The following is a 21,171-nucleotide window of genomic DNA, read 5'->3' as shown; positions in this document are numbered from 1 at the left end:
AGATCACCTTTTTATCGCCGCGAGCATGCTATCTTTTTGCGCAATGTACTCTCCCTTTTCAGCAACGGGCGTATCAAGACGGCGGCTGAAAGCGATTACACCTCGTCGACGCCAAGAAAGGAACCGTATGACGGCATTTAACCCTATCGATCATCCACACCGCCGCTATAACCCGCTGAGCGGCCAATGGGTGCTGGTCTCACCGCACCGCGCCAAGCGCCCCTGGCAGGGCCAACAAGAGGCCGTCCCCACGGAAACGCTGCCAGAGCACGATCCCGACTGTTTCCTGTGCCCGGGCAACGCGCGCGTCACCGGCGATCGCAATCCGGATTATCGCGGCACCTACGTCTTCACCAACGATTTCGCCGCGCTGATGAGCGATACGCCACCGGCGCCCGACAGCCAGGATCCTTTGATGCGCAGCCAGAGCGCGCGCGGCGTCAGCCGGGTGATCTGCTTCTCTCCCGATCACAGCAAGACCCTGCCCGAATTGACGCTGCCGGCGCTGGAGCAGGTGGTCGCCGCCTGGCAGGCGCAAACCGATGAGCTGGGCAGGCAGTACCCCTGGGTACAGCTGTTCGAAAACAAAGGCGCGGCGATGGGCTGCTCCAACCCGCACCCGCACGGGCAGGTCTGGGCCAACAGTTTTCTGCCGAACGAGGCCGAGCGCGAAGATCGCCTGCAACACGAGTATTTTCGGGAACATGCCTCCCCGCTGCTGCTGGACTACGCACAGCGCGAGCTGGCCGCCGGCGAACGCATCGTGGTGAACACCGAACACTGGCTGGCGGTGGTGCCCTACTGGGCCGCCTGGCCGTTTGAAACGCTGCTGCTGCCGAAAGCGGCGGTGCAGCGCATTACCGATCTCAGCGCGGCACAAAGCCAAGATCTGGCGCTGGCGCTGAAGAAGCTGACCAGCCGCTACGACAACCTGTTCCAGTGCTCCTTCCCCTATTCGATGGGATGGCACGGTGCGCCGTTCAACGGTGCCGACAATCGGCACTGGCAGCTGCACGCCCATTTCTACCCGCCGCTGCTGCGTTCAGCCAGCGTGCGCAAATTTATGGTCGGTTACGAGATGCTGGCGGAAACCCAGCGCGACCTGACCGCCGAACAGGCCGCAGCGCGTCTGCGCGCCGTCAGCGATATTCATTACCGTGAAGCCGGAGCCCAAGCATGAGCCTGAAACCGCTTACCCATTCCCTGTTTACCGAACACTTCGGCTACGCGCCGGCGTTGACCATCCAGGCGCCGGGTCGGGTGAACCTGATCGGCGAGCATACCGATTACAACGACGGCTTCGTGCTGCCCTGCGCCATCGATTATCAAACCGTCATCGCCTGCGCCAAGCGCGACGACCGCCAGATCCGCGTACTCGCCGCCGACTATCAGAATCAGCAGGATCAATTCTCGCTCGACGATCCGATCGTCAGCCACCCCGATCAGCGCTGGTCCGACTATGTGCGCGGCGTGGTGAAGCACCTTCAGCGCCGCAGCGCCGACTTCGGCGGTGCGGATCTGGTGATCGCCGGGAATGTGCCGCAAGGGGCGGGGCTCAGCTCCTCCGCCGCACTGGAAGTGGCGGTGGGCCAGGCGCTGCAGGCGCTCTATCAGCTGCCGCTGGACGGCGTAGCGCTGGCGCTGAACGGCCAGGAGGCGGAGAACCAATTCGTCGGCTGCAACTGCGGTATCATGGACCAGCTGATCTCCGCGCTCGGCCGGCGCGACAGCGCTCTGCTGATCGACTGCCGCTCGCTGGAAACCCGTGCGGTACCGATGCCGGACAACGTCGCGGTGGTGATCGTCAACTCCAATGTGCAACGCGGGCTGGTGGACAGCGAATACAACACCCGCCGCAAACAGTGCGAGGAAGCGGCGCGGTTCTTCGGCGTCAAGGCGCTGCGCGACGTCAGCCCCGAACAGTTTGAGGCGCGTCAACACCAGCTCGATCCGTTAGTAGCCAAACGCGCGCGCCATGTGATCAGCGAGAACGCCCGCACGCTGGCAGCGGCCGACGCGCTGGCGGCCGGCGATCTGCAGCGCATGGGCCGGCTGATGGCGGAGTCGCACGCCTCGATGCGCGACGACTTTGAAATCACCGTGCCGCCGATCGATAAGCTGGTCGAGATCGTCAAAGCGACGATCGGCCCACGCGGCGGCGTGCGCATGACCGGCGGCGGCTTTGGCGGCTGCATCGTCGCGCTGATGCCGCAGGATCTCGTGGAGACAGTGCGTGCCGCCGTGGCGCACGAGTATCCGCGGCAAACCGGCGGATTGCGGGAAACCTTCTATGTCTGCCAGGCTTCACAAGGCGCCGGCCTATGCTGACGGCAACGGCGGCACTCGCCCCCGATGGTCAGCCTTATCAGCTGACGCAGCTGCAAAACGCCGGCGGCATGACGGTGACGCTGATGGACTGGGGCGCCACCTGGCTGTCCGCCGTCTTGCCGCTTAAATCCGGTGAAAGGCGCGAGCTGCTGCTCGGCTGCCGCAGCCCGGCGGACTACCAACGTCAGGGCGCCTATCTGGGCGCCACCGTCGGCCGTTACGCCAACCGCATCGCCAACGCCAGTCTGCCCATCGACGGGAAACCCCATGCGCTGGCCGCCAATCAGGGCGCCCACCAGCTGCACGGCGGCCCCGACGGCTTCCATGCCCGCCGCTGGCGCCGGGTACAGCACGATGCGCAGCAGGTCTGCTATGCGCTGCACTCGGCGGAGGGCGATCAGGGTTTCCCGGGCAATCTCGACGTGCAGGTCTGCTACCGCCTGACCCCCGACAATCGCGTGGAAATCAGCTATCTGGCGCAGGTCGATCGCCCCTGCCCGGTCAACCTGACCAACCACGCCTATTTCAATCTGGACGGTGCCGGCACCGACTCCCGCGCCCAGCGGCTGCAGCTGTTCGCCGATCGCTATCTGCCCGTCGACGCCGAGGGCATTCCCTGCGCCGAGCTGACGCCGGTGGACGGCAGTGGCATGGATTTCCGCCAGCCGAAAACGCTGCTGCAGGATTTTCTGCGCGACCGCGACCAGCAGCGGGTAAAAGGCTACGATCACGCTTTTCTGCTGCACCGCACCTGCGGCGCGCTGGAGTGCCCGGCGGCCCATTTATGGTCCGCCGACGGGCAAGTGCAGATGAGCGTGTTCACCGACGCGCCCGCACTGCAACTCTACAGCGGCAATTATCTGGCCGGCACGCCGGCGCGCGACGGCGGCAGCTATGCCAACCACGCTGGCGTGGCGCTGGAAAGCGAGTTTTTGCCGGACAGTCCGCACCATCCCGAATGGCCACAGCCGGACTGTTGGCTGCAGCCGGGGAGCCGCTACCGCAGCGCCACGCATTATCAGTTTTATCCTATCTGACCCGCCACGCCCCTCGCCACGCGGCCGGGGGCGATTTGTTATAAATGCTTACCTTTTAGCGCTATTCCCCCGCCGGCGCCCACCTTTCCTTATTCCAAAGCGCGCACTACACTCAGGCTACCGTGATAAGCACAACGCCTTGTGCAACGTCACAATTTTCGGCCGATGGCGGCCAATCAATAGCTGAAGGAACACCTATGCGTCTGATTACTGCACTTCCATTGCTGGCGGGCTTAATGCTGAGCACCAATCTGATGGCGGCCGACGCGACGACGGCGACAAAAACGCCTTCGCCGGCGCAGGCGGCCCAACAGAAACGCATGACCGATTGCAACCAACAGGCATCCACCAAGTCGCTGAAAGGCGCGGATCGCTCCACCTTTATGAGCACCTGCCTGAAATCTGAAGGCGCCGCCGCGACGGGCAAAACCCTGACGCCGCAGCAGCAGAAAATGAAAACCTGCAACGCCGACGCCAAGACCAATAATCTGAAGGGCGACGCGCGTAAAACCTTCATGAGCAGTTGCCTGAAAAAATCGGCCTGATTTGCCCCACGCCACGGCGCGCCCGAAGCGATTTCGGCGCGCCGTTTCCCCCTCGCAGCGCCAGCCTGAACGATTCAGCTTTTTCCTTTCGCCAGCCCTTACTTTGCGGCAAGAAATTGGCTATGGTTAGACACTATCGATTGCCGAGCCCTGGCCCGCGGCAATATAATGATTTTCGTTATCATTGAAATGTCAGATTATTAAGGAGTTAAGCTATGGCTGTAACTAAGCTGGTTCTGGTGCGTCACGGCGAAAGCCAGTGGAACCAAGAAAACCGCTTCACCGGTTGGTATGATGTCGATCTGTCCGACAAGGGCCGTACCGAAGCGAAAGCCGCAGGCAAGCTGTTGAAAGAAGAAGGGTTCACTTTCGACTTCGCTTACACCTCCGTTCTGAAGCGCGCGATCCACACCCTGTGGAACATCCTCGACGAGCTGGATCAGGCCTGGTTGCCGACCGAAAAATCCTGGAAGCTGAACGAACGTCATTACGGCGCGCTGCAGGGTCTGAACAAAGCGGAAACCGCTGAAAAATACGGCGACGAGCAGGTGAAACAATGGCGTCGCGGCTTCGCGGTGACCCCACCTGAGCTGACCAAAGAAGACGAACGTTACCCTGGCCACGATCCGCGCTACGCCTCGCTGACCGAGCAAGAGCTGCCGCTGACCGAAAGCCTGGCGCTGACCATCGATCGCGTGATTCCTTACTGGGACGAAGAGATCCTGCCACGCATCAAGAGCGGCGAGCGTGTGATCGTTGCCGCGCACGGCAACTCGCTGCGCGCGCTGGTGAAATACCTGGATAACCTGAGCGAAGACGAAATCCTCGAGCTGAACATCCCAACCGGCGTGCCGTTGGTGTATGAGTTCGACGAGAACTTCAAGCCAACCAAACGTTACTACCTGGGTAACGCCGACGAGATCGCTGCAAAAGCGGCCGCCGTGGCAAACCAGGGTAAAGCGAAGTAATTTCGCCCGTTAACGAAAAAGCCCCCGGTGAAAACCGGGGGCTTTTTTATTACTGATTACTGTGGCGGCTGCTGCGCCATCGCATCGTTCACCGCGTCCAGCCGTTCCTGCATCGCCGGGTGGGTGCTGAGCCAGGCCGGCAGCGCCCAGTCATCGGCCTGTTCTCGTTCAGGCGCCTGCGCCAACGCGCGGTAGATCGCTGCCATTTGCGCCAGCGAACGCCCCTGTCGCTGCATTTGCGCTATCGCGAACGCATCCGCCTCGCGCTCCATCCCGCGGGAAAACTGCATCTCATTCACGAAGGACGCAGACTGCAGCAGCGTATCGCCGATGCCGCTGACGTCACCGGTCATCCACATCAGCGTCAACGCCACCAGCGACGAACGCACCAGCATGCGCATTGGGTGGCGATGAGCGTGGTGCCCCATCTCATGCAACATGACTGCCGCCAGCCCATCGTCGTTTTTCGCCAGGGCGACCAGACTATCGCTGAGCACCAGCGTGCCGTCCGGCAACATAAAGGCGTTCGGCGCACCGGGCACCGCCATCAGCTTCAACGACAGCGGCGTACGCTCCTCACGCATTTCGGCCGGCATCACCTGCCGGAACAGCTGCTGCAACGCCCGCTGCCGCTCGGCCGGGAGTGCAGAAGGCTTGAAGCCGCTCTGGCTTAAAAACGTCTGCGTGTGTTCGCCCAGCGTCTGTTCCACCGAGGTGGGGATGCGCATGGCGATCTCGCTGCTCGCCCACGGCAGCACGACGTAAACGTAGGCCACGACCGCCAGCAGCGTCATCAGCAGCGCCAGAGCGACGCCGCGTTTGTGGCGTTCCAGGCGATGCACCCAGCCCGGCGAACGGCGCTGATAGAACCAGCGGCGAAACGCCGCGTCGTCGTCCGGCACAAAGCGCGCGCCGTCCTTAAAGGTCAGCGTCAGCGGAATATTGCCCAGCGCCGCAGAGACGGTGATGTCCGCCAAGGGGATGTAACGTTGCTCATCCTGCCGCTGCAGCATCACGCCCTCGCCGCTTTCGTTCACCAGCAGGCGGGCCGCCTCACGTGCGGCCCGCCCCGGCAACTGATAGGCGCCCTCAAGGATCATCGGCGCCTCAGAAGCTGCCGCCCAGATCCAGCGCCTGCACCGCTTCTTCAGCCACCGCGCTGTTGGCGGTTTCCTGATGCGCCGCGATGTCCAGCAATGCCAGATCGCCTTCAACCGCCGTGCACTCCGCCAGATAACGGGCGTGACGCACTTCCGCCACCGGCGCAGCAAAGCCGAGCGAGAACAGCGTGATCAGGGTATTGGTGATCAACAGCCCCATATACGGCAGCGTTTGCATTGAAGAGTGCAATTTGATGCTGCCGTTCAGCGTCGCCTGGTTAAACAGATAGTTGCGTTGGGCGACAATCTGGTAACTGCCGGCAATCAAGGCGCCAACCAGCAACACCACCATCATCAGCAGCAGGCTGCCAATATTCTCCAACACCAGCAAGTCGGCGGTTTCATCCGTCAGTATGCCCATCAATACCATTTGGTACAGCGACAGCATGAACGACCCCATACACACCAGCGCCGCCAACATAAACGGCAGGAAAATGAGCAGGCCGATCAAGGCAAATTTGATAAAGGCCGACTTTTTCAGTTCGGCAATAAACGGCGTGCGGCCGAAGAACAGATTATTAACGTACAGATCGTGCTGCAGCGCGCTAATAATACCGTTGACGGCGGCGAATGCCGGCACGGCCAACAGCAGCGTCAACACCAGCATCAGGCCGATGGCGTTAATGCTGTCAAAGCTGCTGCCAATACTGAGCAAAATGATTAAGCCGACATAAAGCCCGATAATCAGTAATAGCGGGCAGAACAGTAGCGCCCAATAAGCGCGCCCGGTGCGGCAAACATAATTAAAACGCACGCCGCGATAGCTCGACATAATCGCATTGTAGCGCCAGCTGCGAATCACCACCCATGGCAGCAGGGCAAGCAACGCCAATAAGGCCAGCAGCCCCAGCAGCGGCGCCACCGCCAGCAGGATATAAAACACGATGATACCGCCGATCACCAACAGCCGCCCTTTCAGAATTTGCAGCGGCTGCGCATGGTAATCGAAACGATCGCCGTCCAATTCCGTGTTGCCGTAAAAATAGCGGCGACGACGCACCGTCGCCCAGGCGGAATAGATGCCCAGGGTCACGATGGTCAATAATGCATTGACTAACCAAATAGCGAAGTACTCGCCACCTTTCCCATGGAATTTAATCCGGTGCAGCCCCAGCGGCTGCGAGGTATTGCTTGTCATAATTCTTTCGTCCTGAAAGGAATAGGTCATACCACTCCCCGCTTATTTGTCATGCGGGGTTTGTGGAATAAAAAAGCGTCTTATATAAGCACAATGCCATGAGCAGTGACAATTATTCTTTTATTAAATAGGAATAATGCGAAGGAGGTCGCTTAATGATTTCATTGGCCTATTAATTGTAAGCCTTATATTAACGGAAGATGGAGATAGAGAAGTGCAATGACAAGGATAAAACAAGGGCCCGCTGCCGAGCCCTTGTCATTTTCGCGATTAACCGCGGCGCGCTTTCACCGCCGCCGCCAGATCGCGCAGCACGGTTTCGGTGTCCTGCCAGCCGATGCAGCCGTCGGTCACGCTCTTGCCGTAAACCAGCGGTTCGCCGCTTTCGAGGTTCTGGTTGCCTTCCACCAGGTGGCTTTCGATCATCACGCCGATGATCGCTTTTTCACCGCCGCTAATCTGCCCGCAAACGTCAGCGCTCACGTCCATCTGCTTTTTGAACTGTTTGCTGCTGTTGGCATGGCTGAAATCGATCATCACCTGCGCCGGCAGCCCGGCTTTGCTCAGGCCGGCTTTGACGTCCTTCACGTGCGCCGCGCTGTAGTTCGGCTCTTTGCCGCCGCGCAGAATAATGTGACAGTCGCCGTTGCCGCTGGTGTTAACGATCGCCGAGTGGCCCCACTTGGTTACCGACAGGAAACAGTGCGGCGCGCCGGCGGCGTTGATGGCGTCGATCGCCACCTTGATGGTGCCGTCGGTGCCGTTCTTGAAGCCGACCGGGCATGAGAGGCCGGAGGCCAGCTCGCGGTGCACCTGCGATTCCGTGGTGCGCGCGCCGATGGCGCCCCAGCTCATCAGATCCGCCAGGTACTGCGGCGTGATCATGTCGAGGAATTCGCCCGCGGCCGGCAGGCCGCTGTCGTTGATCTCCACCAGCAGCTTGCGCGCCAGGCGCAGACCGTCGTTGATGTTGAAGCTGTTGTCCATCTGCGGATCGTTGATCAGGCCTTTCCAGCCCACGGTGGTGCGCGGTTTTTCGAAGTATACGCGCATGACCACTTCCAGCTCGCCCTTCAGTTCTTCACGCAGCGCCAGCAGGCGCCCCGCGTACTCTTTGGCGGCTTGGGTATCGTGGATAGAGCAAGGGCCAATCACCACCAGCAGGCGATCGTCGCTGCCGCGGAGGATATTGTGAATTGCGCTGCGGGCCTGGGACACCGTCTTTGCTGCGCGTTCAGTGGCCGGGAATTTCTCCAGCAAAGCCACCGGCGGCAGGAGTTCCTTAATATCATTAATGCGTAAATCGTCGTTTTGGTAATTCATAGCTTTTCCATTCGGTATCGAGGGGTATTTCGCAGTGCGTAACGGTGTAGATCCCAACAATCTAGCCTGTGGGAATGACGCTGTAAATCACCTTTGCCCCCCTCCGCTGGAACCGCCAAATTAACAGCAGATTGTGCTGTTTCATCAGGGGAGCGCAGAGCCTCCTTTTTCGCTATGCTAGCGATCGGAATATAAAGCGACCCGAGTTGAACATGCCCTCTCTGTTATTAGTTGATGACCACCCGGTGGTTCATGTCGCACTGGAAGCGGCGCTAATGAAATCATCCCGCTCCTACCGCCTGCAGGCGGCGCAGGACGACGTCCAGGCGCTGGCCCTGCTGGCCGAGGCCGCTTTCGGCCTGGTGATCCTGGATATCGGCCTGCCGCAGGTCGACGGGCTGCAGCTGTTGAAAAAAATCCGCCGCCGCTACCCGCAGCAGCCGATCCTGATCTATACCGCGCAGGAGGCCGAGGTCTATGCGCGCATGGCCCATGCCGCCGGAGCCAACGGTTTCGTCAATAAAGGCAGCTCGTTGGCAGAGCTGGTACAGGCGATTGAGCAGGTGCTGGACGGTGAAACCCACTTCCCCGCCGCCGCGCTGGCCGAAGAAGCGCCGACGGCGGACGGTGGGCTGCTCACTCCCAAAGAGCTCGAAGTGCTGGGCTTGCTGAGCCAGGGGCTGTCCAACCTGCAGATCGCCGATCGGCTGCACATCAGCAACAAGACCGTCAGCACGCACAAGAAGAACATCCAGCGCAAAACCGGCGCCGGCAACCTGCTGGAGCTGGTGGCGGTGTTTAAAGAGCTGGCGCCATGATGCGCCGCGCGCTGCTGCTGCTGATCCTGTGGTGCGGTCTGGCGCAGGCGGCGGAGCCGGTGCGCTATCAGCTGGTCAGCAATCTGAATACCCCCGAGAACATGCTGATCGTCGGCGAGAAAAATCCCTGGCGCGACCGAACGCTGCGCATCGGCATCATCAGTGAGAACACCAGCCCGTACAACATCATCGTGGACGACGATCTGTATGGGCTGAACGCCGACTACCTCGGCTATATCCAGCAGGTAACCGGCATTCGCTTCGCCATTTACGGCTTTGCCGATCTGACCCAGCTGGAGCAGGCGCTGCACGACGGCAAGATCGATCTGCTGTACGGCATCCCGCAGAGTGAGGCGCTGCACGGCCTGGCGATCTCTCAGCCCTATTACGTCAGCAACCTGCGCGTATTGCGCGATCGCAGCAACGATCGACCGGTGATGCTCAACTCCGCCAACGCCCGCGTCGCGATCGGCGCGCTGACCGACATGCAGTCCGGCGGCGCTCTGCAGGCCGTGGCGTCGCAGATCCAGCGCTACGACAACAATCTGCAGGCGGTCTACTCGCTGCTCAACGGCAGCAGCGACTACTTTATCGCCGACGAGGCCAGCGCCAGCTTTATCATCGACCAGCTGCAGCTCGGCCAGCTCTATCAGATTGAAAGCAACGAGAATCTGGGCAACCTGTCCTTCGTGTTCGCCGCCGCCGACTCACGGCTGATAGACACGCTGGACACCGCCATCGCCGACGCGCCGATGGAGCTGATGAACGCCCTGCAGAGCCGCTGGAGCAAAAAGATCCCCAGCTACCTCGACACCGGCAATGCCGACCTGACGACGATGGAGAAGAATTGGGTGGCGAGCCACCGCGTGGTGTACTACGCCGCCATCGAGAACAACTTCCCGTTCGCCTACCGCGGCTCTGACGGCCAGCCGCGCGGCTACGCCATCGACATTCTCAACATCATCGCGCAAAACACCGGGCTGCGTTTCGCACCGCTGTGGGCGCGCAACGCCGAGCAGGCCGATCAGCTGGTGCAGGCCGGCCAGGCCAGCTTCCGCGCCGCCCTGCCGCTGGCGCGCGGCGTCAAGGCGCGCTACGGCGCCAGCATGCCGATCCACCGCTCGCTGTGGGGCGTTTACGTCGGCCAGCACGCCGACGGCATTTCCACCTGGAACGATTTGGCCGGCAAGCGCATCGGCGTGCTGCAGGGCGATTTGGCGCAGGGGCTGGTGCCGGAACAGGAGCAGACCGTCAGCTTCGCCGACAGCAAGTCGATGTACGACGCGCTGGCCAACGGCCAGTTGGATGCGCTGGTGGATAACGTCATCTCCGCCAACTTTTTGGCGCTGTCGCGCTATTCCGGCGCCATCAAGCTGGCCTTTGCCGCCAACAACATCCCCTACCCGGTGGCCTTCGGCGTGCGCCGCGATCAACCTCTTCTGTTGGCGATCCTCGATAAGAATCTGATGCAGATCCCGGCGGACACCCTGCAATCGCTGCGCGACGAGTGGATCGTCGACCGCAGCAATCTTATCGACGCGGTGAATGACAACCGTATGCCGCCGCAGACCACCTGGCTGCTGGCGCTGCTGGCCGCCGCCACCGTGCTGCTGCTGGCGCTAACGCTGCGCCGTTTCATGCTGCAGCGCCGTGAAAAACGCGAACGCGAAGAACTCGAGCACGCGCGCCGCCGCGCCGAGGCGGAAAACCGCATGAAGAGCAAATTCCTCGCCACCGTCAGCCACGAGCTGCGCACGCCGATGCACGCCATCCTCGGCCTGCTGGAGCTGGAGCTCAAACGCCAACCCGCGCCGGAAGGCCTGCCGGTGATATACAGCTCGGCCTCTTCGCTGCTCAACCTGCTCAACGACCTGCAGGATCACGCCCGGCTGGAAACCGGTTCGCTGACGCTGGCACCGAAACCGGTGGCGCTGCGCCCCTGGGTAGCGCGCATCGATGCCCTTTACCGGCCGCTGATCGGCGAACGCCCGTTGACGCTGAGCGTGCTGGCGGATCCGGCGCTGCCTGAGGCGGTGATTATTGATGGTGAGCGTTTACTTCAAGTGGCTAACAACCTGATAAACAACGCGATAAAGTTTACACCGCGCGGCACTATTCAGGTCGAGATCGGCTGGCGCGCGCAAGATGAGCGGCAGGGGGAATTACGATTAACGGTGAACGACAGCGGCTGCGGCATCGCCGCCGATGAGATAGGCAAGCTGTTCCAACCGTTTTACCGCGCGCGCGGCGCGCAACGCATTTCGGTGCAGGGCACCGGTTTGGGACTGTCTATCTGCAAAGAGATCGTCGAACAGATGGGCGGCCGCATCGAGCTGCACTCGCAGCCGTGCGTCGGCACCCGCGTCGAGGTCGCGATACCGGTCGAGCTGAGCGGCGCGGCGCCGGCTGTCGCCCAGGAGGAGCACACCTATGCTCTGCCGTCTTCCGCCTTGCGTACCGCGCTGATCGACGATCACCCCACCAATTTGTTGCTGCTGGAACGCCAGCTGCGCCACTTCGGGCTGCAACCCGCCCGCTTTGAACAAGGCTATGCGCTGTTGAAGGCCCAGCGCCGGCAACCGTTCGATCTGCTGTTTATCGACTATAACATGCCGCGCCCGGACGGGCTGACGCTGGCCAGGCTGATCCGCCGCGACGAACAGCGGCTGCAACGCCCGCCTTGCCGCATCGTGCTTTGCTCGGCAGACGTGCAGGAGTTTACCCGCATCCCGCCGGGGCTGGTGGCGATCGACCACTTCCTGACCAAACCGATTTCACTGGCGGCGATCGGCCAGGTATTGGCTCAGCAACCGCAGGCTCAGGAAGAAAAGTCAGTCCTTACTGACCTGCGACAAACGCTGGCCGAAATGGCAGGTGGCGATCGCGCCATGCTGCAGCGGCTGGCGCAGACGCTCGGCGATACGCTGCGCCAAGACCGGCAGCGGCTCGCGGACGCCGTCGCCGCGAGCGACTGGCCACAGCTGGAGCAGGCGGCGCACCGCATCAAGGGCAGCCTGCTGATGCTGCAGCTGCCGGAAGCCGCGCAGCTGTGCCAGCAGCTGGTGGATACCGCACGTCGGGGCGAGCTTGCCGCCGCCGCTTATACTAAATTAAAGGCGTTAGTGGCGCAGATAGAACCGGAGCTGGACGCTCTGCTCGCCGCCGCCCCCTCTTTCGCTATGCATAAGGATGAATAATGTCGGACACTCCACACGTACACCTGCCGAAAGACAGTAATAGTAAACGCCTACTGACCGCTTTTTTAGTCACCGCCGTCTTTATGGTGGCCGAGGTGGTCGGTGGCCTGTTGTCCGGCTCGCTGGCGCTGTTGGCCGACGCCGGCCATATGTTGACCGATGCCGCCGCGCTACTGGTGGCGCTGATGGCGGTGCACTTCTCCCAGCGCAAGCCCAACGCGCGCCACACCTTCGGCTATCTGCGCCTCACCACCCTGGCGGCCTTCCTCAACGCCGCGGCGCTGCTGGTGATCGTGGTATTCATCCTGTGGGAGGCGATACGGCGTTTCTTCGAACCGCAGCCGGTGATGGGTACCCCGATGCTGATCATCGCCGTAGCGGGGCTGCTGGCGAACCTGTTCGCCTTCTGGTTGCTGCATCGCGGCAGCGAAGAGAAAAATATCAACGTGCGCGCCGCCGCGCTGCATGTGTTGGGCGACCTGCTCGGTTCGGTGGGCGCCATCGTCGCCGCCATCGTCATTCTTGCCACCGGCTGGACGCCGATTGACCCGATCCTGTCGGTGCTGGTCTCCTGTCTGGTGCTACGCAGCGCCTGGCGGCTGCTGAAGGAGAGTTTCCACGAGCTGTTGGAAGGCACGCCGCAGGAGGTCGATATCGCCAAGCTGCAAAAAGACCTGTGCCTGAATATCCCGGAAGTGCGCAACATCCATCACGTGCATGTCTGGCAGATCGGCGAACAGAAGCTGATGACGCTGCATGCGCAGGTGATCCCGCCGCATGACCACGATGGGCTGTTGCAACGCATTCAGGCTTATCTGTTGGAACACTACAAGATTGGCCATGTGACCATTCAGATGGAGTACCGGCACTGCGAGACGCCGGACTGCGGTATCAACCGGGCGCCGGAGCCGAGTGAACACTCACATGCCGAAGCGCACTCCCATCTGGGACATCGTCACTAAGCCAAGAGGGCGCCACCACGGCGCCCTCTGCTGTTGCTACGGTGCGGACGAGAGCGGGTTGGAACGGTTGCGCCCGGCGCTCTTGATCCACAGCCAGGAGCCATTCAGGGCGATCAGCGTCAGAATGACATACTCCAGCGCCATCGCGTACACCCCCTGGTAAGCGAAGATCGCCACGCTGATGACGTCGATAACCACCCACAGCAGCCAGTTTTCCACGTACTTGCGCGTCATCAGGATCATCGCCACGATGGAGAGCACCATCATCGCCGAATCCCAGAACGGGAACGCGTCCGGCTGCAGTTCAGGCATCTGCACGTTCAGCCCCAGCCCTTGCATCACCGCTACCGCGATCTGCGTCAGCCAGGCGAACACGCGGTCGATGTTAAAGGTCATCAGGCCAATGCCGATGACGCAAACCGCCGCCCAGGCCAACGCTTTCGGCAACGGCAGCCAGCGGATCTGCAGCTCAGCCTGATTATCCTGGGTTTGGCGGCTCCAGGCATACCAACCGTAAATGTTGGCGCCGAAAAAGAACAGCTGCAACAGCAGGCTGGCGTACAGCTGGATCTGGAAGAAAATTACCGCGAACAGCGTGACGTTGATCAGGCCGAACAGGTAGTTGATGATTTTTTCCTTGCTGGCGTACCAGATGCACAGCAACCCGAACAGCGTGCCGATGGCTTCGATCCACGACAGATCGTAACCGCCCGCGCCAAGCGGAATGTGCACCAGAATATTGCTGGTACTGAAGAAGCTCATGAAGTCATCCTTTTAAACGGTTAAGCGTTGCCTTTAACCTGCATCTTAAGCTGAGCGGCGAAATCCAGCATGCGGTTCAGCGGCACCAGCGCCTTCTCACGCAGCGCGGCGTCCACGTGGATCTCATGCTGCGCGCCCCCCTGCTCCAGCCCTTCGGCAATCGCCTTCAGGCCATTCATCGCCATCCACGGGCAATGCGCGCAGCTGCGACAGGTCGCCCCTTCTCCGGCGGTCGGCGCTTCGAACAGCTCCTTGTCCGGGCAGGCCTGCTGCATCTTGTAAAAGATACCGCGATCCGTGGCGACGATCAGCTGTTGATGCGGCAATGTTTTCGCCGCCTGAATCAGTTGGCTGGTCGATCCCACCGCATCCGCCAACTCAACCACCGCCTGTGGCGATTCGGGATGCACCAGGATGGCCGCCTGCGGATAAAGCGCCTTCATGCGCCGCAGCGCCTGAGTCTTGAACTCGTCATGGACAATGCAGGCGCCTTGCCAGCACAGCACGTCGGCGCCGGTCTGCTTCTGCACGTAGCTGCCGAGATGGCGATCCGGCGCCCAGATGATCTTCTCGCCCAGGCTGTCCAGGTGCTCGATCAGCTCAACGGCGATGCTGGAAGTGACCACCCAGTCGGCGCGCGCTTTGACCGCCGCCGAGGTGTTCGCATAGACCACCACGGTACGATCGGGGTGGCTGTCGCAAAACGCATGAAACTCCTCTTCCGGGCAGCCCAGATCCAGCGAACATTCGGCAAACAGCGTCGGCATCAGCACCTGCTTTTCCGGGCTGAGGATCTTGGCGGTTTCCCCCATGAAGCGCACGCCGGCCACCAACAGCGTGGAAGCCGGATGGGCGCTGCCGAAGCGCGCCATTTCCAGCGAATCCGCCACGCAGCCGCCGGTTTCTTCCGCCAGCGCCTGGATTTCCGGATCGGTATAATAGTGGGCGACCATCACCGCATTGCGCTGCTTGAGCAGGGTTTTGATCTTTTCGCGATAAAAGGCTTTTTCGGCTACGTCCAGCGGAACCGGTTTCGGCGGGAAGGGATACACCGCCGCATTGACATCAAACATTTCACTCATCGCTGCAATCTCATGCTAGGCTGGGCGCCTGCCGCGTGAATATCGCCTGCCGCAACGCCCTTCGTTTTATATACTAAACAAAATACCTAAAACTGCGCGAAAAGTCCGCTGATATTTTCATATTTGCGCACCTATTGTTTAATGGATTAAAAAAAACAGATATTGGTTACACAGCTCACAGCGGGAAATGGCCTGACGAGACCGTATAGCCGTTCAGAGAACAGCGTGATGATCGGTGCGGTGTTGAAACGAGAAAGCACGAATGTAGCTGACGGTGCTGCAGATGCGAAAAAAGCGCCAAAAGGCGCTTTTCTCTGAATTGGTGGGTCGTGCAGGATTGATTCGGCCTGTGGCCTCACCCTGCGGGCAACGCTGCGCGTTGTCGTATCGCTGCGCGATGCTCGAACCTGAACGCAGGATCTCACCCGCACGACTCGGTGACCATGTTGGCAAGAAGATGAGGTCAGGTTTAGATGTTACAGAAACGAAAAAAGCGCCAAAAGGCGCTTTTCTCTGAATTGGTGGGTCGTGCAGGATTCGAACCTGCGACCAATTGATTAAAAGTCAACTGCTCTACCAACTGAGCTAACGACCCGCAGAAGTGGTGGGTGATGACGGGCTCGAACCGCCGACCCCCTCCGTGTAAAGGAGATGCTCTACCAACTGAGCTAATCACCCACTGCTGTGGTACTGCTATTTTTCACTCTCAAAGAGTGGTGGGTCGTGCAGGATAACTCGGCCTTTGGCCTCGCCCTTCGGGCCATCACCGGAGTGATGTTGTCTCGCTTTGCGAGACTCGAACCTTTACGGTTCTCATCCTGACGATTTAACACCTTGCTCTATTAAAGAGTGGTGGGTCGTGCAGGATTCGAACCTGCGACCAATTGATTAAAAGTCAACTGCTCTACCAACTGAGCTAACGACCCACTGATGTGGTTTACTGCTGATGGCGAATAGGCTCTATTGGAACCGACTCGCGGAAAACAAGGATGGGGATGTTCAGGACAACTCGACGGGTACTCGACTCGGACCTTTACTTTGCCACATCAAACCGATTCTGAAGCTGCCATTCTTAAAGAATGGTGGGTCGTGCAGGATAACTCGGCCTTTGGCCTCGCCCTTGCGGGCCATCACCGGAGTGATGTTGTCTCGCTTCGCGAGACTCGAACCTTTACGGTTCTCATCCTTTACGATTCTCTATCGCAGCCATTCTTAAAGAATGGTGGGTCGTGCAGGATTCGAACCTGCGACCAATTGATTAAAAGTCAACTGCTCTACCAACTGAGCTAACGACCCATAACAGTGGTGGGTGATGACGGGCTCGAACCGCCGACCCCCTCCGTGTAAAGGAGATGCTCTACCAACTGAGCTAATCACCCACTGTTGTGGTTACTGCTACTTCAGAAATTGGTGGGTCGTGCAGGATGACTCGGCCTTTGGCCTCGCCCTGACGGGCCATCACTTCGTGATGTTATCCTTCCCGATTCCACTTCATTTCTTGCTTCAAAATTGGTGGGTCGTGCAGGATTCGAACCTGCGACCAATTGATTAAAAGTCAACTGCTCTACCAACTGAGCTAACGACCCAATTTCCCTGCCGCTTTAACATCTTGCAAGATGTCTTGGCAACGGCGGCATATATTACTAATTTATCTTGGCAGCGCAACCTAAATTTTTTACTGATGCGTTCAACTGCTTGTTCTTCACGCGAATGAGCCCAGAAATCGGTCAAATCGACTAACTTCTGGGCTCATTTTTCTGACTGTTAACCGCCTACGCGGCTTTTCGCCTGTTTGGCCGCCGCACTGGTTGGGTACTGTTTAATCACCTGCTGGAACACGGCTTTGGCTTTATCGGCCTGCCCTTTCTCCTGCATGATGATACCCACCTTGTACATGGCGTCCGGCGCCTTCGGTGATTTCGCGTAATTCTTCACCACCACCGCAAAATAGTAGGCCGCGTCGTCTTTTTTACCCTTGTTGTAGAACAACTGCCCCAGCCAATAGTTGGCGTTGGGCTGGTAGGTAGACTTCGGGTACTGTTTTACGAAGGACTGAAAGGCGGAAATCGCCTGGTCATACTGTTTTTTTTCCAGCGCCAGAGAAACAGCGGCGTTGTAGTCGCTGTTCTCATCACCGCCGCTCGGCGTTGCAGACGCGGCTGCAGGCGCGCTGCCGCCCGCATCGGAAGATGCGCCTGCGGCTGCCCCACCGGCAGCGCCCGCGGCCGCAGAGGCGCTCTGAGCGCCGCCCTGGCTGAGGCTATCCATCTGCTGATAGATTTGCTTCTGGCGTTCAACCACCTGATTCAACTGATACTGACTTTCCTGGATTTGCCCACGGAGAGAATCAATGTCGCGTTGGTTATCAGAGAGTTGTTGCTGGAGTTGGTTTAAAAGCTGGCCTTGAGCATTGCTGATGCGCTCAAGCGAGGTGACACGGTCTTCGACCGAGCCGGAGCCGACATTACTGATTGGCGCTTGGGCAGTAGCGGCCCAAGGGGCCGCTACGCCAACCAGTAACGACAGACTCAACAGGTGACGTCTGAAGTTACTGTTCATGCGATTCTCTTAGTAAACCAGAACGGCACGACGGTTTTTAGCATAAGCCGCTTCGTCGTGGCCCAGTACTGCTGGTTTTTCTTTACCGTAAGAAACGATAGAGATCTGGTCAGCGGAAACGCCTTTACCCTGCAGGTACATTTTAACGGCGTTAGCACGGCGCTCACCCAGAGCGATGTTGTATTCCGGCGTGCCGCGTTCGTCAGCGTGGCCTTCAACGGTCACTTTGTAAGACGGGTTGTTACGCAGGAATGCAGCGTGCGCGTCCAGCATCTGAGCGAATTCGGAGCTTACGTCATACTTGTCCAGGCCGAAGTAAACGATGTTGTTCTTCTGCAGTTCTTGCATCTGCAGACGAGCTTGTTCTTCGGAAGACAGGTTGCTGCTGCCGTTTTCCATACCAGTGCCAGCGCCCATACCAGATTGGTCGTTGTTTGCGCTTTTGTTAGAACTACAAGCTGCTACAGCCAGAACTGGCAGTGCCAGCAGAAGCCCTTTCAGCACTTTGTTCAGTTGCATTTCTTTGATCCTTTTATAGTTTGCCATACATATTTACACATGCATCACAGATACGGCGACCAGGCAGGGAATTTGACCTGTCCATCAGTTGCCGGAAGACGCGCTTTGAAACGCCCATCAGTTGACACCAGCTGCAACACGGAGCCCATACCTTGCGTGGAGCTATAGATCACCATGGTGCCGTTTGGCGCAATACTAGGCGTTTCATCCAGGAAGGTGCCGGTCAAAACCTGAACGGCGCCCGATCCAAGATCTTGTTTGGCGATGTGTTGCGCACCACTGTTGGTGCTTACCATCACCAGGAATTTACCGTCGGAGCTGACTTCAGAATCCTGGTTCTGAGAGCCTTCCCACGTCAGACGCTGTGCGGCACCGCCGCTGGCGCTGATTTTATAAATCTGCGGACGCCCGCCCTGGTCGGAGGTAAACGCCAGCGACTGGCCATCCGGGAACCAGGTCGGTTCGGTGTTGTTGTTGCGACCATCGGTCAGCTGCGTGATCTGGCCGGAGCCGAGGTTCATCACGTACAGGTTCAGGCTGCCGCTCTTGGACAGCGCGAAGGCCAGCTTGCTGCCGTCCGGCGAGAACGCCGGCGCACCGTTGTGGCGCGGGAACGAGGCGATCTGGCGGATTGCGCCGTTAGCCAGGGTCTGCACCACCAGCGCGGAACGGCCGCTCTCGAAGGTCACGTAAGCCAGTTTGCTGCCGTCCGGCGACCAGGCCGGTGACATCAGCGGCTCAGGCGAACGGTGCACCGTGAACTGGTTGTAACCGTCGTAATCCGCTACGCGCAGCTCATACGGGAATTTCCCGCCGTTGGTCTGCACGACGTAGGCGATACGGGTACGGAACGCGCCCTTGATGCCGGTCAGCTTCTCGAACACTTCGTCGCTGGCGGTATGGGCAGAATAACGCAACCATTGTTTGGTTACTTTATACTGGTTCTGCGCCAATACGGTGCCCGGCGAACCCGAGGTGTCCACCAGCTGGTAGGAGATCAGGTAGCTGCCGTCGGCGCCAGGTTGAACCTGGCCGACAACCACGGCGTCGATGCCCAGCGCAGTCCAGGCCGCCGGCGTCACTTCAGACGCGGAGGTCGGTTGCTGCGGCATGCGCGCCACGTCGATCGGGTTGAATTTGCCGCTGTTGCGCAGATCCGCGCCGACAATCTTGCCGATATCTTCCGGCGGCGTGCCAGGGCCCGCCCATTTAAACGGCACCACGCCAATCGGACGAGCGGAGTCGACCCCTTGGGTGATTTCAATGCGAACTTCCGCGTGCAGTACGGACGCCCACAGAATTAAAAAACCTAGCGCTACTCGAAATGCCTGCTTCATCTCATCTCCCTTATCCAGGCGGGATGCCTGCGATAAATTAGCAGAATTTTAACAAACCAACTTACGTAAAACTACATAATCCCTGTTGGTTACCTTAGTACATCCCTGTGATATCACTCACTCAATCAACCGTTATTGCGGCTTGAATTCAAGTATAGAATTCTTAAAGTGCTGATAAACGGCATCGCTCGGCGGCTTCGGTATATGCGCCAACTTGGCGGCAGACACTGCTGCTTGACACAGAGCAGGATCGCCCCCCGCCGCTTGTACGCTTATCAGCAGGCCGTCCGGCGCCAGCTTGATACGCAGGTCGCAGGTTTTGCCGGCGAACGAACTGGCGTCATAGAATTTGCTCTGAATCGCCCCTTGAATCTGCCCCATATAACCGCTGATATCCGCCCCGCTGGCCCCAGCCGCTTTGGCATTGCCCTGCCCGGCCGGTTTACCGTCGCCTTTCGATTTAGCACCGCCGCCTTTCGGCGCGTTCTTGCCGTCCGCCAGGCCGCCAAACAGATCGCTAACTTCATCCGATTGTTTCGCAGCCTCAGCGGCAGCCTTCTTCTTGGCATCCGCAGCGGCTTTTTTGGCGGCAGCCGCTTTCTCGGCCGCAGCTTTCTTCTCTGCCTCGGCGGCAGCCTTCTTCTCGGCTTCCGCTGCGGCTTTTTTCTCAGCTTCAGCGGCCGCTTTCTTCTCCGCGGCCTCTGCGGCTTTTTGCTCTGCGGCAGCCGCCGCGGCTTTCTTCGCCTCTTCCGCCTGTTTCTTGGCGGCGGCAGCGGCGGCCGCTTCTTTCTTGGCTTCCGCTTCGGCTTTCTTCTGCGCGTCCGCCTGTGCCTTGGCGACCTTTTCCGCTTCGGCCTTCGCCTTGGCGGCGGCGGCTTCGGCGACCTTCTGTTGCTCTTTGGCCTTGGCTGCGGCGGCTTCCGCCGCTTTTTGCTGCTCGGCGGCCTGTTTCTGCTGCTCCGCTGCCTTCTGCTGTTGCTCAGCCTGCGCCTTGGCGTCCTGCGCAGCTTTCTCCTGCGCCGCCAAACGCTCTTTCTCCAGCTCCTTCAGGCGCTGCTGTTGCTCCGCCTGCTTCTGCTGAAGCTCTTCGGCCTGTTGCTCCGCCTTTTTCTGGCGCTGCTTCTCGGCACGCTGCGCATCGTTGCTCTGCTGCTGCTGGCGGTTGTATTGCTCCACCACCGCGCCAGGATCGACCATCACTGCGCCCACCACGGTGCCATCACCGCCACCGCCGGCGCCCATGTCGACCTTTTCCTGCAGCGATCCCCAAATCAGCAGGGCAATCAATATGAAGTGCAGAACGACCGAAACAATAACGGCGCGGTTCAGCTTATCGTTTTGCTCAGTTGCCTTTACCAAAATAGATTCCCAAAAACTGGTGTTGCTTATACGGGGTTCCTGGGCCGCAGCGCAGGAACCGGGTTGCCGTTCGCCTT

The 21,171-nt window shown here is 59.7% G+C and carries 17 protein-coding genes, 6 tRNA genes and 3 other RNA genes; 8 read left to right on the top strand and 18 right to left on the bottom strand.

What is annotated here, in order from left to right; all coding sequences use genetic code 11:
• Nucleotides 1–127 precede the first annotated feature (127 nt).
• The 5 genes from galT to gpmA all read left to right on the top strand — a co-directional run bounded on the left by galT (nt 128) and on the right by gpmA (nt 4,878).
• Nucleotides 128–1,180, top strand: a complete 1,053-nt coding sequence (gene galT / locus QOL81_RS08855; protein ID WP_283439787.1) for a galactose-1-phosphate uridylyltransferase — start codon at nt 128–130, stop codon at nt 1,178–1,180.
• On the top strand, nt 1,177–2,328 hold the full coding sequence (gene galK / locus QOL81_RS08850) for a galactokinase (protein WP_060423662.1): 1,152 nt from the start codon (nt 1,177–1,179) through the stop codon (nt 2,326–2,328). The genes galT and galK overlap by 4 nt, the downstream gene beginning before the upstream one ends.
• Entirely contained in the window at nt 2,322–3,365 is a 1,044-nt protein-coding gene (gene galM / locus QOL81_RS08845; RefSeq protein ID WP_283439786.1) for a galactose-1-epimerase, read from the top strand. The genes galK and galM overlap by 7 nt, the downstream gene beginning before the upstream one ends.
• A gap of 197 nt (nt 3,366–3,562) precedes the next feature.
• The gene (locus QOL81_RS08840; RefSeq protein ID WP_283439785.1) at nt 3,563–3,910 is read left to right on the top strand and encodes a PsiF family protein; all 348 of its coding nucleotides are present in this window, start codon (nt 3,563–3,565) and stop codon (nt 3,908–3,910) included.
• 215 nt (nt 3,911–4,125) lie between these two features.
• Nucleotides 4,126–4,878 carry a 2,3-diphosphoglycerate-dependent phosphoglycerate mutase gene (gpmA, locus tag QOL81_RS08835; protein ID WP_004939834.1) on the top strand — a complete coding sequence of 251 codons (753 nt, stop codon included), beginning with the start codon at nt 4,126–4,128 and terminating at the stop codon, nt 4,876–4,878.
• Between the two features lie 56 nt (nt 4,879–4,934).
• Here gpmA and QOL81_RS08830 read toward each other — a convergent pair whose 3' ends face one another.
• The 3 genes from QOL81_RS08830 to aroG form a co-directional block, all read right to left on the bottom strand.
• On the bottom strand, nt 4,935–5,978 hold the full coding sequence (locus QOL81_RS08830; RefSeq protein ID WP_070914098.1) for a M48 family metallopeptidase: 1,044 nt from the start codon (nt 5,976–5,978) through the stop codon (nt 4,935–4,937).
• A 7-nt stretch (nt 5,979–5,985) separates the two neighbouring features.
• Nucleotides 5,986–7,176 carry a YjgN family protein gene (locus QOL81_RS08825; RefSeq protein ID WP_060423723.1) on the bottom strand — a complete coding sequence of 397 codons (1,191 nt, stop codon included), beginning with the start codon at nt 7,174–7,176 and terminating at the stop codon, nt 5,986–5,988.
• A gap of 270 nt (nt 7,177–7,446) precedes the next feature.
• Nucleotides 7,447–8,499: a 3-deoxy-7-phosphoheptulonate synthase AroG gene (gene aroG, locus QOL81_RS08820; protein WP_047568857.1), complete on the bottom strand. Its 1,053-nt coding sequence runs from the start codon at nt 8,497–8,499 to the stop codon at nt 7,447–7,449.
• Nucleotides 8,500–8,711: 212 nt separating this feature from the next.
• On the opposite strand from aroG, the gene QOL81_RS08815 reads away from it, so the two are divergent.
• From QOL81_RS08815 to zitB, 3 genes are read left to right on the top strand one after another with little or no spacing between them, the layout of a single operon-like run.
• Nucleotides 8,712–9,317, top strand: coding sequence for a response regulator (locus QOL81_RS08815; protein WP_060423720.1), 606 nt, complete (start codon nt 8,712–8,714; stop codon nt 9,315–9,317).
• Nucleotides 9,314–12,514, top strand: a complete 3,201-nt coding sequence (locus QOL81_RS08810; RefSeq protein WP_283439784.1) for an ATP-binding protein — start codon at nt 9,314–9,316, stop codon at nt 12,512–12,514. The genes QOL81_RS08815 and QOL81_RS08810 overlap by 4 nt, the downstream gene beginning before the upstream one ends.
• Entirely contained in the window at nt 12,514–13,476 is a 963-nt protein-coding gene (gene zitB, locus QOL81_RS08805) for a CDF family zinc transporter ZitB (RefSeq protein WP_033637476.1), read from the top strand. The genes QOL81_RS08810 and zitB overlap by 1 nt, the downstream gene beginning before the upstream one ends.
• Before the next feature lie 36 nt (nt 13,477–13,512).
• Here the strand turns inward: zitB and pnuC are convergent, their stop codons facing one another.
• The 15 genes from pnuC to tolA all read right to left on the bottom strand — a co-directional run bounded on the left by pnuC (nt 13,513) and on the right by tolA (nt 21,094).
• Nucleotides 13,513–14,238, bottom strand: coding sequence for a nicotinamide riboside transporter PnuC (gene pnuC, locus QOL81_RS08800; RefSeq protein ID WP_048232945.1), 726 nt, complete (start codon nt 14,236–14,238; stop codon nt 13,513–13,515).
• Between the two features lie 20 nt (nt 14,239–14,258).
• Nucleotides 14,259–15,320, bottom strand: a complete 1,062-nt coding sequence (nadA, locus tag QOL81_RS08795; protein ID WP_015376982.1) for a quinolinate synthase NadA — start codon at nt 15,318–15,320, stop codon at nt 14,259–14,261.
• Between the two features lie 320 nt (nt 15,321–15,640).
• A non-coding RNA gene (locus tag QOL81_RS08790) (RtT sRNA) lies at nt 15,641–15,765 on the bottom strand.
• Nucleotides 15,766–15,839: 74 nt separating this feature from the next.
• A tRNA-Lys gene (locus tag QOL81_RS08785) sits at nt 15,840–15,915 on the bottom strand.
• Between the two features lie 7 nt (nt 15,916–15,922).
• Nucleotides 15,923–15,998: transfer RNA gene (locus QOL81_RS08780), tRNA-Val, on the bottom strand.
• Between the two features lie 36 nt (nt 15,999–16,034).
• Nucleotides 16,035–16,157, bottom strand: a non-coding RNA gene (locus QOL81_RS08775) — RtT sRNA.
• Between the two features lie 13 nt (nt 16,158–16,170).
• A tRNA-Lys gene (locus QOL81_RS08770) sits at nt 16,171–16,246 on the bottom strand.
• A gap of 154 nt (nt 16,247–16,400) precedes the next feature.
• Nucleotides 16,401–16,525, bottom strand: a non-coding RNA gene (locus QOL81_RS08765) — RtT sRNA.
• Nucleotides 16,526–16,540: 15 nt separating this feature from the next.
• Nucleotides 16,541–16,616, bottom strand: a tRNA-Lys gene (locus tag QOL81_RS08760).
• 7 nt (nt 16,617–16,623) lie between these two features.
• Nucleotides 16,624–16,699 (bottom strand) — tRNA-Val (locus QOL81_RS08755).
• A 131-nt stretch (nt 16,700–16,830) separates the two neighbouring features.
• A tRNA-Lys gene (locus tag QOL81_RS08750) sits at nt 16,831–16,906 on the bottom strand.
• Nucleotides 16,907–17,084: 178 nt separating this feature from the next.
• Nucleotides 17,085–17,879: a cell division protein CpoB gene (cpoB, locus tag QOL81_RS08745; protein WP_033647153.1), complete on the bottom strand. Its 795-nt coding sequence runs from the start codon at nt 17,877–17,879 to the stop codon at nt 17,085–17,087.
• Between the two features lie 9 nt (nt 17,880–17,888).
• The gene (gene pal / locus QOL81_RS08740) at nt 17,889–18,398 is read right to left on the bottom strand and encodes a peptidoglycan-associated lipoprotein Pal (RefSeq protein WP_025160033.1); all 510 of its coding nucleotides are present in this window, start codon (nt 18,396–18,398) and stop codon (nt 17,889–17,891) included.
• 44 nt (nt 18,399–18,442) lie between these two features.
• Complete coding sequence (tolB, locus tag QOL81_RS08735) at nt 18,443–19,735, bottom strand: Tol-Pal system beta propeller repeat protein TolB (RefSeq protein WP_004939856.1); 1,293 nt, start codon at nt 19,733–19,735, stop codon at nt 18,443–18,445.
• 132 nt (nt 19,736–19,867) lie between these two features.
• Nucleotides 19,868–21,094 carry a cell envelope integrity protein TolA gene (tolA, locus tag QOL81_RS08730; protein ID WP_060440506.1) on the bottom strand — a complete coding sequence of 409 codons (1,227 nt, stop codon included), beginning with the start codon at nt 21,092–21,094 and terminating at the stop codon, nt 19,868–19,870.
• Nucleotides 21,095–21,171: the final 77 nt, after the last annotated feature.

The organism is Serratia sp. CC22-02 (assembly GCF_900182895.1).
In the GTDB taxonomy this organism is placed as follows: domain Bacteria; phylum Pseudomonadota; class Gammaproteobacteria; order Enterobacterales; family Enterobacteriaceae; genus Serratia; species Serratia nevei.
Note: the sequence above shows the minus strand (reverse complement) of the source record. Positions and strands in the feature narration are given on the sequence as shown.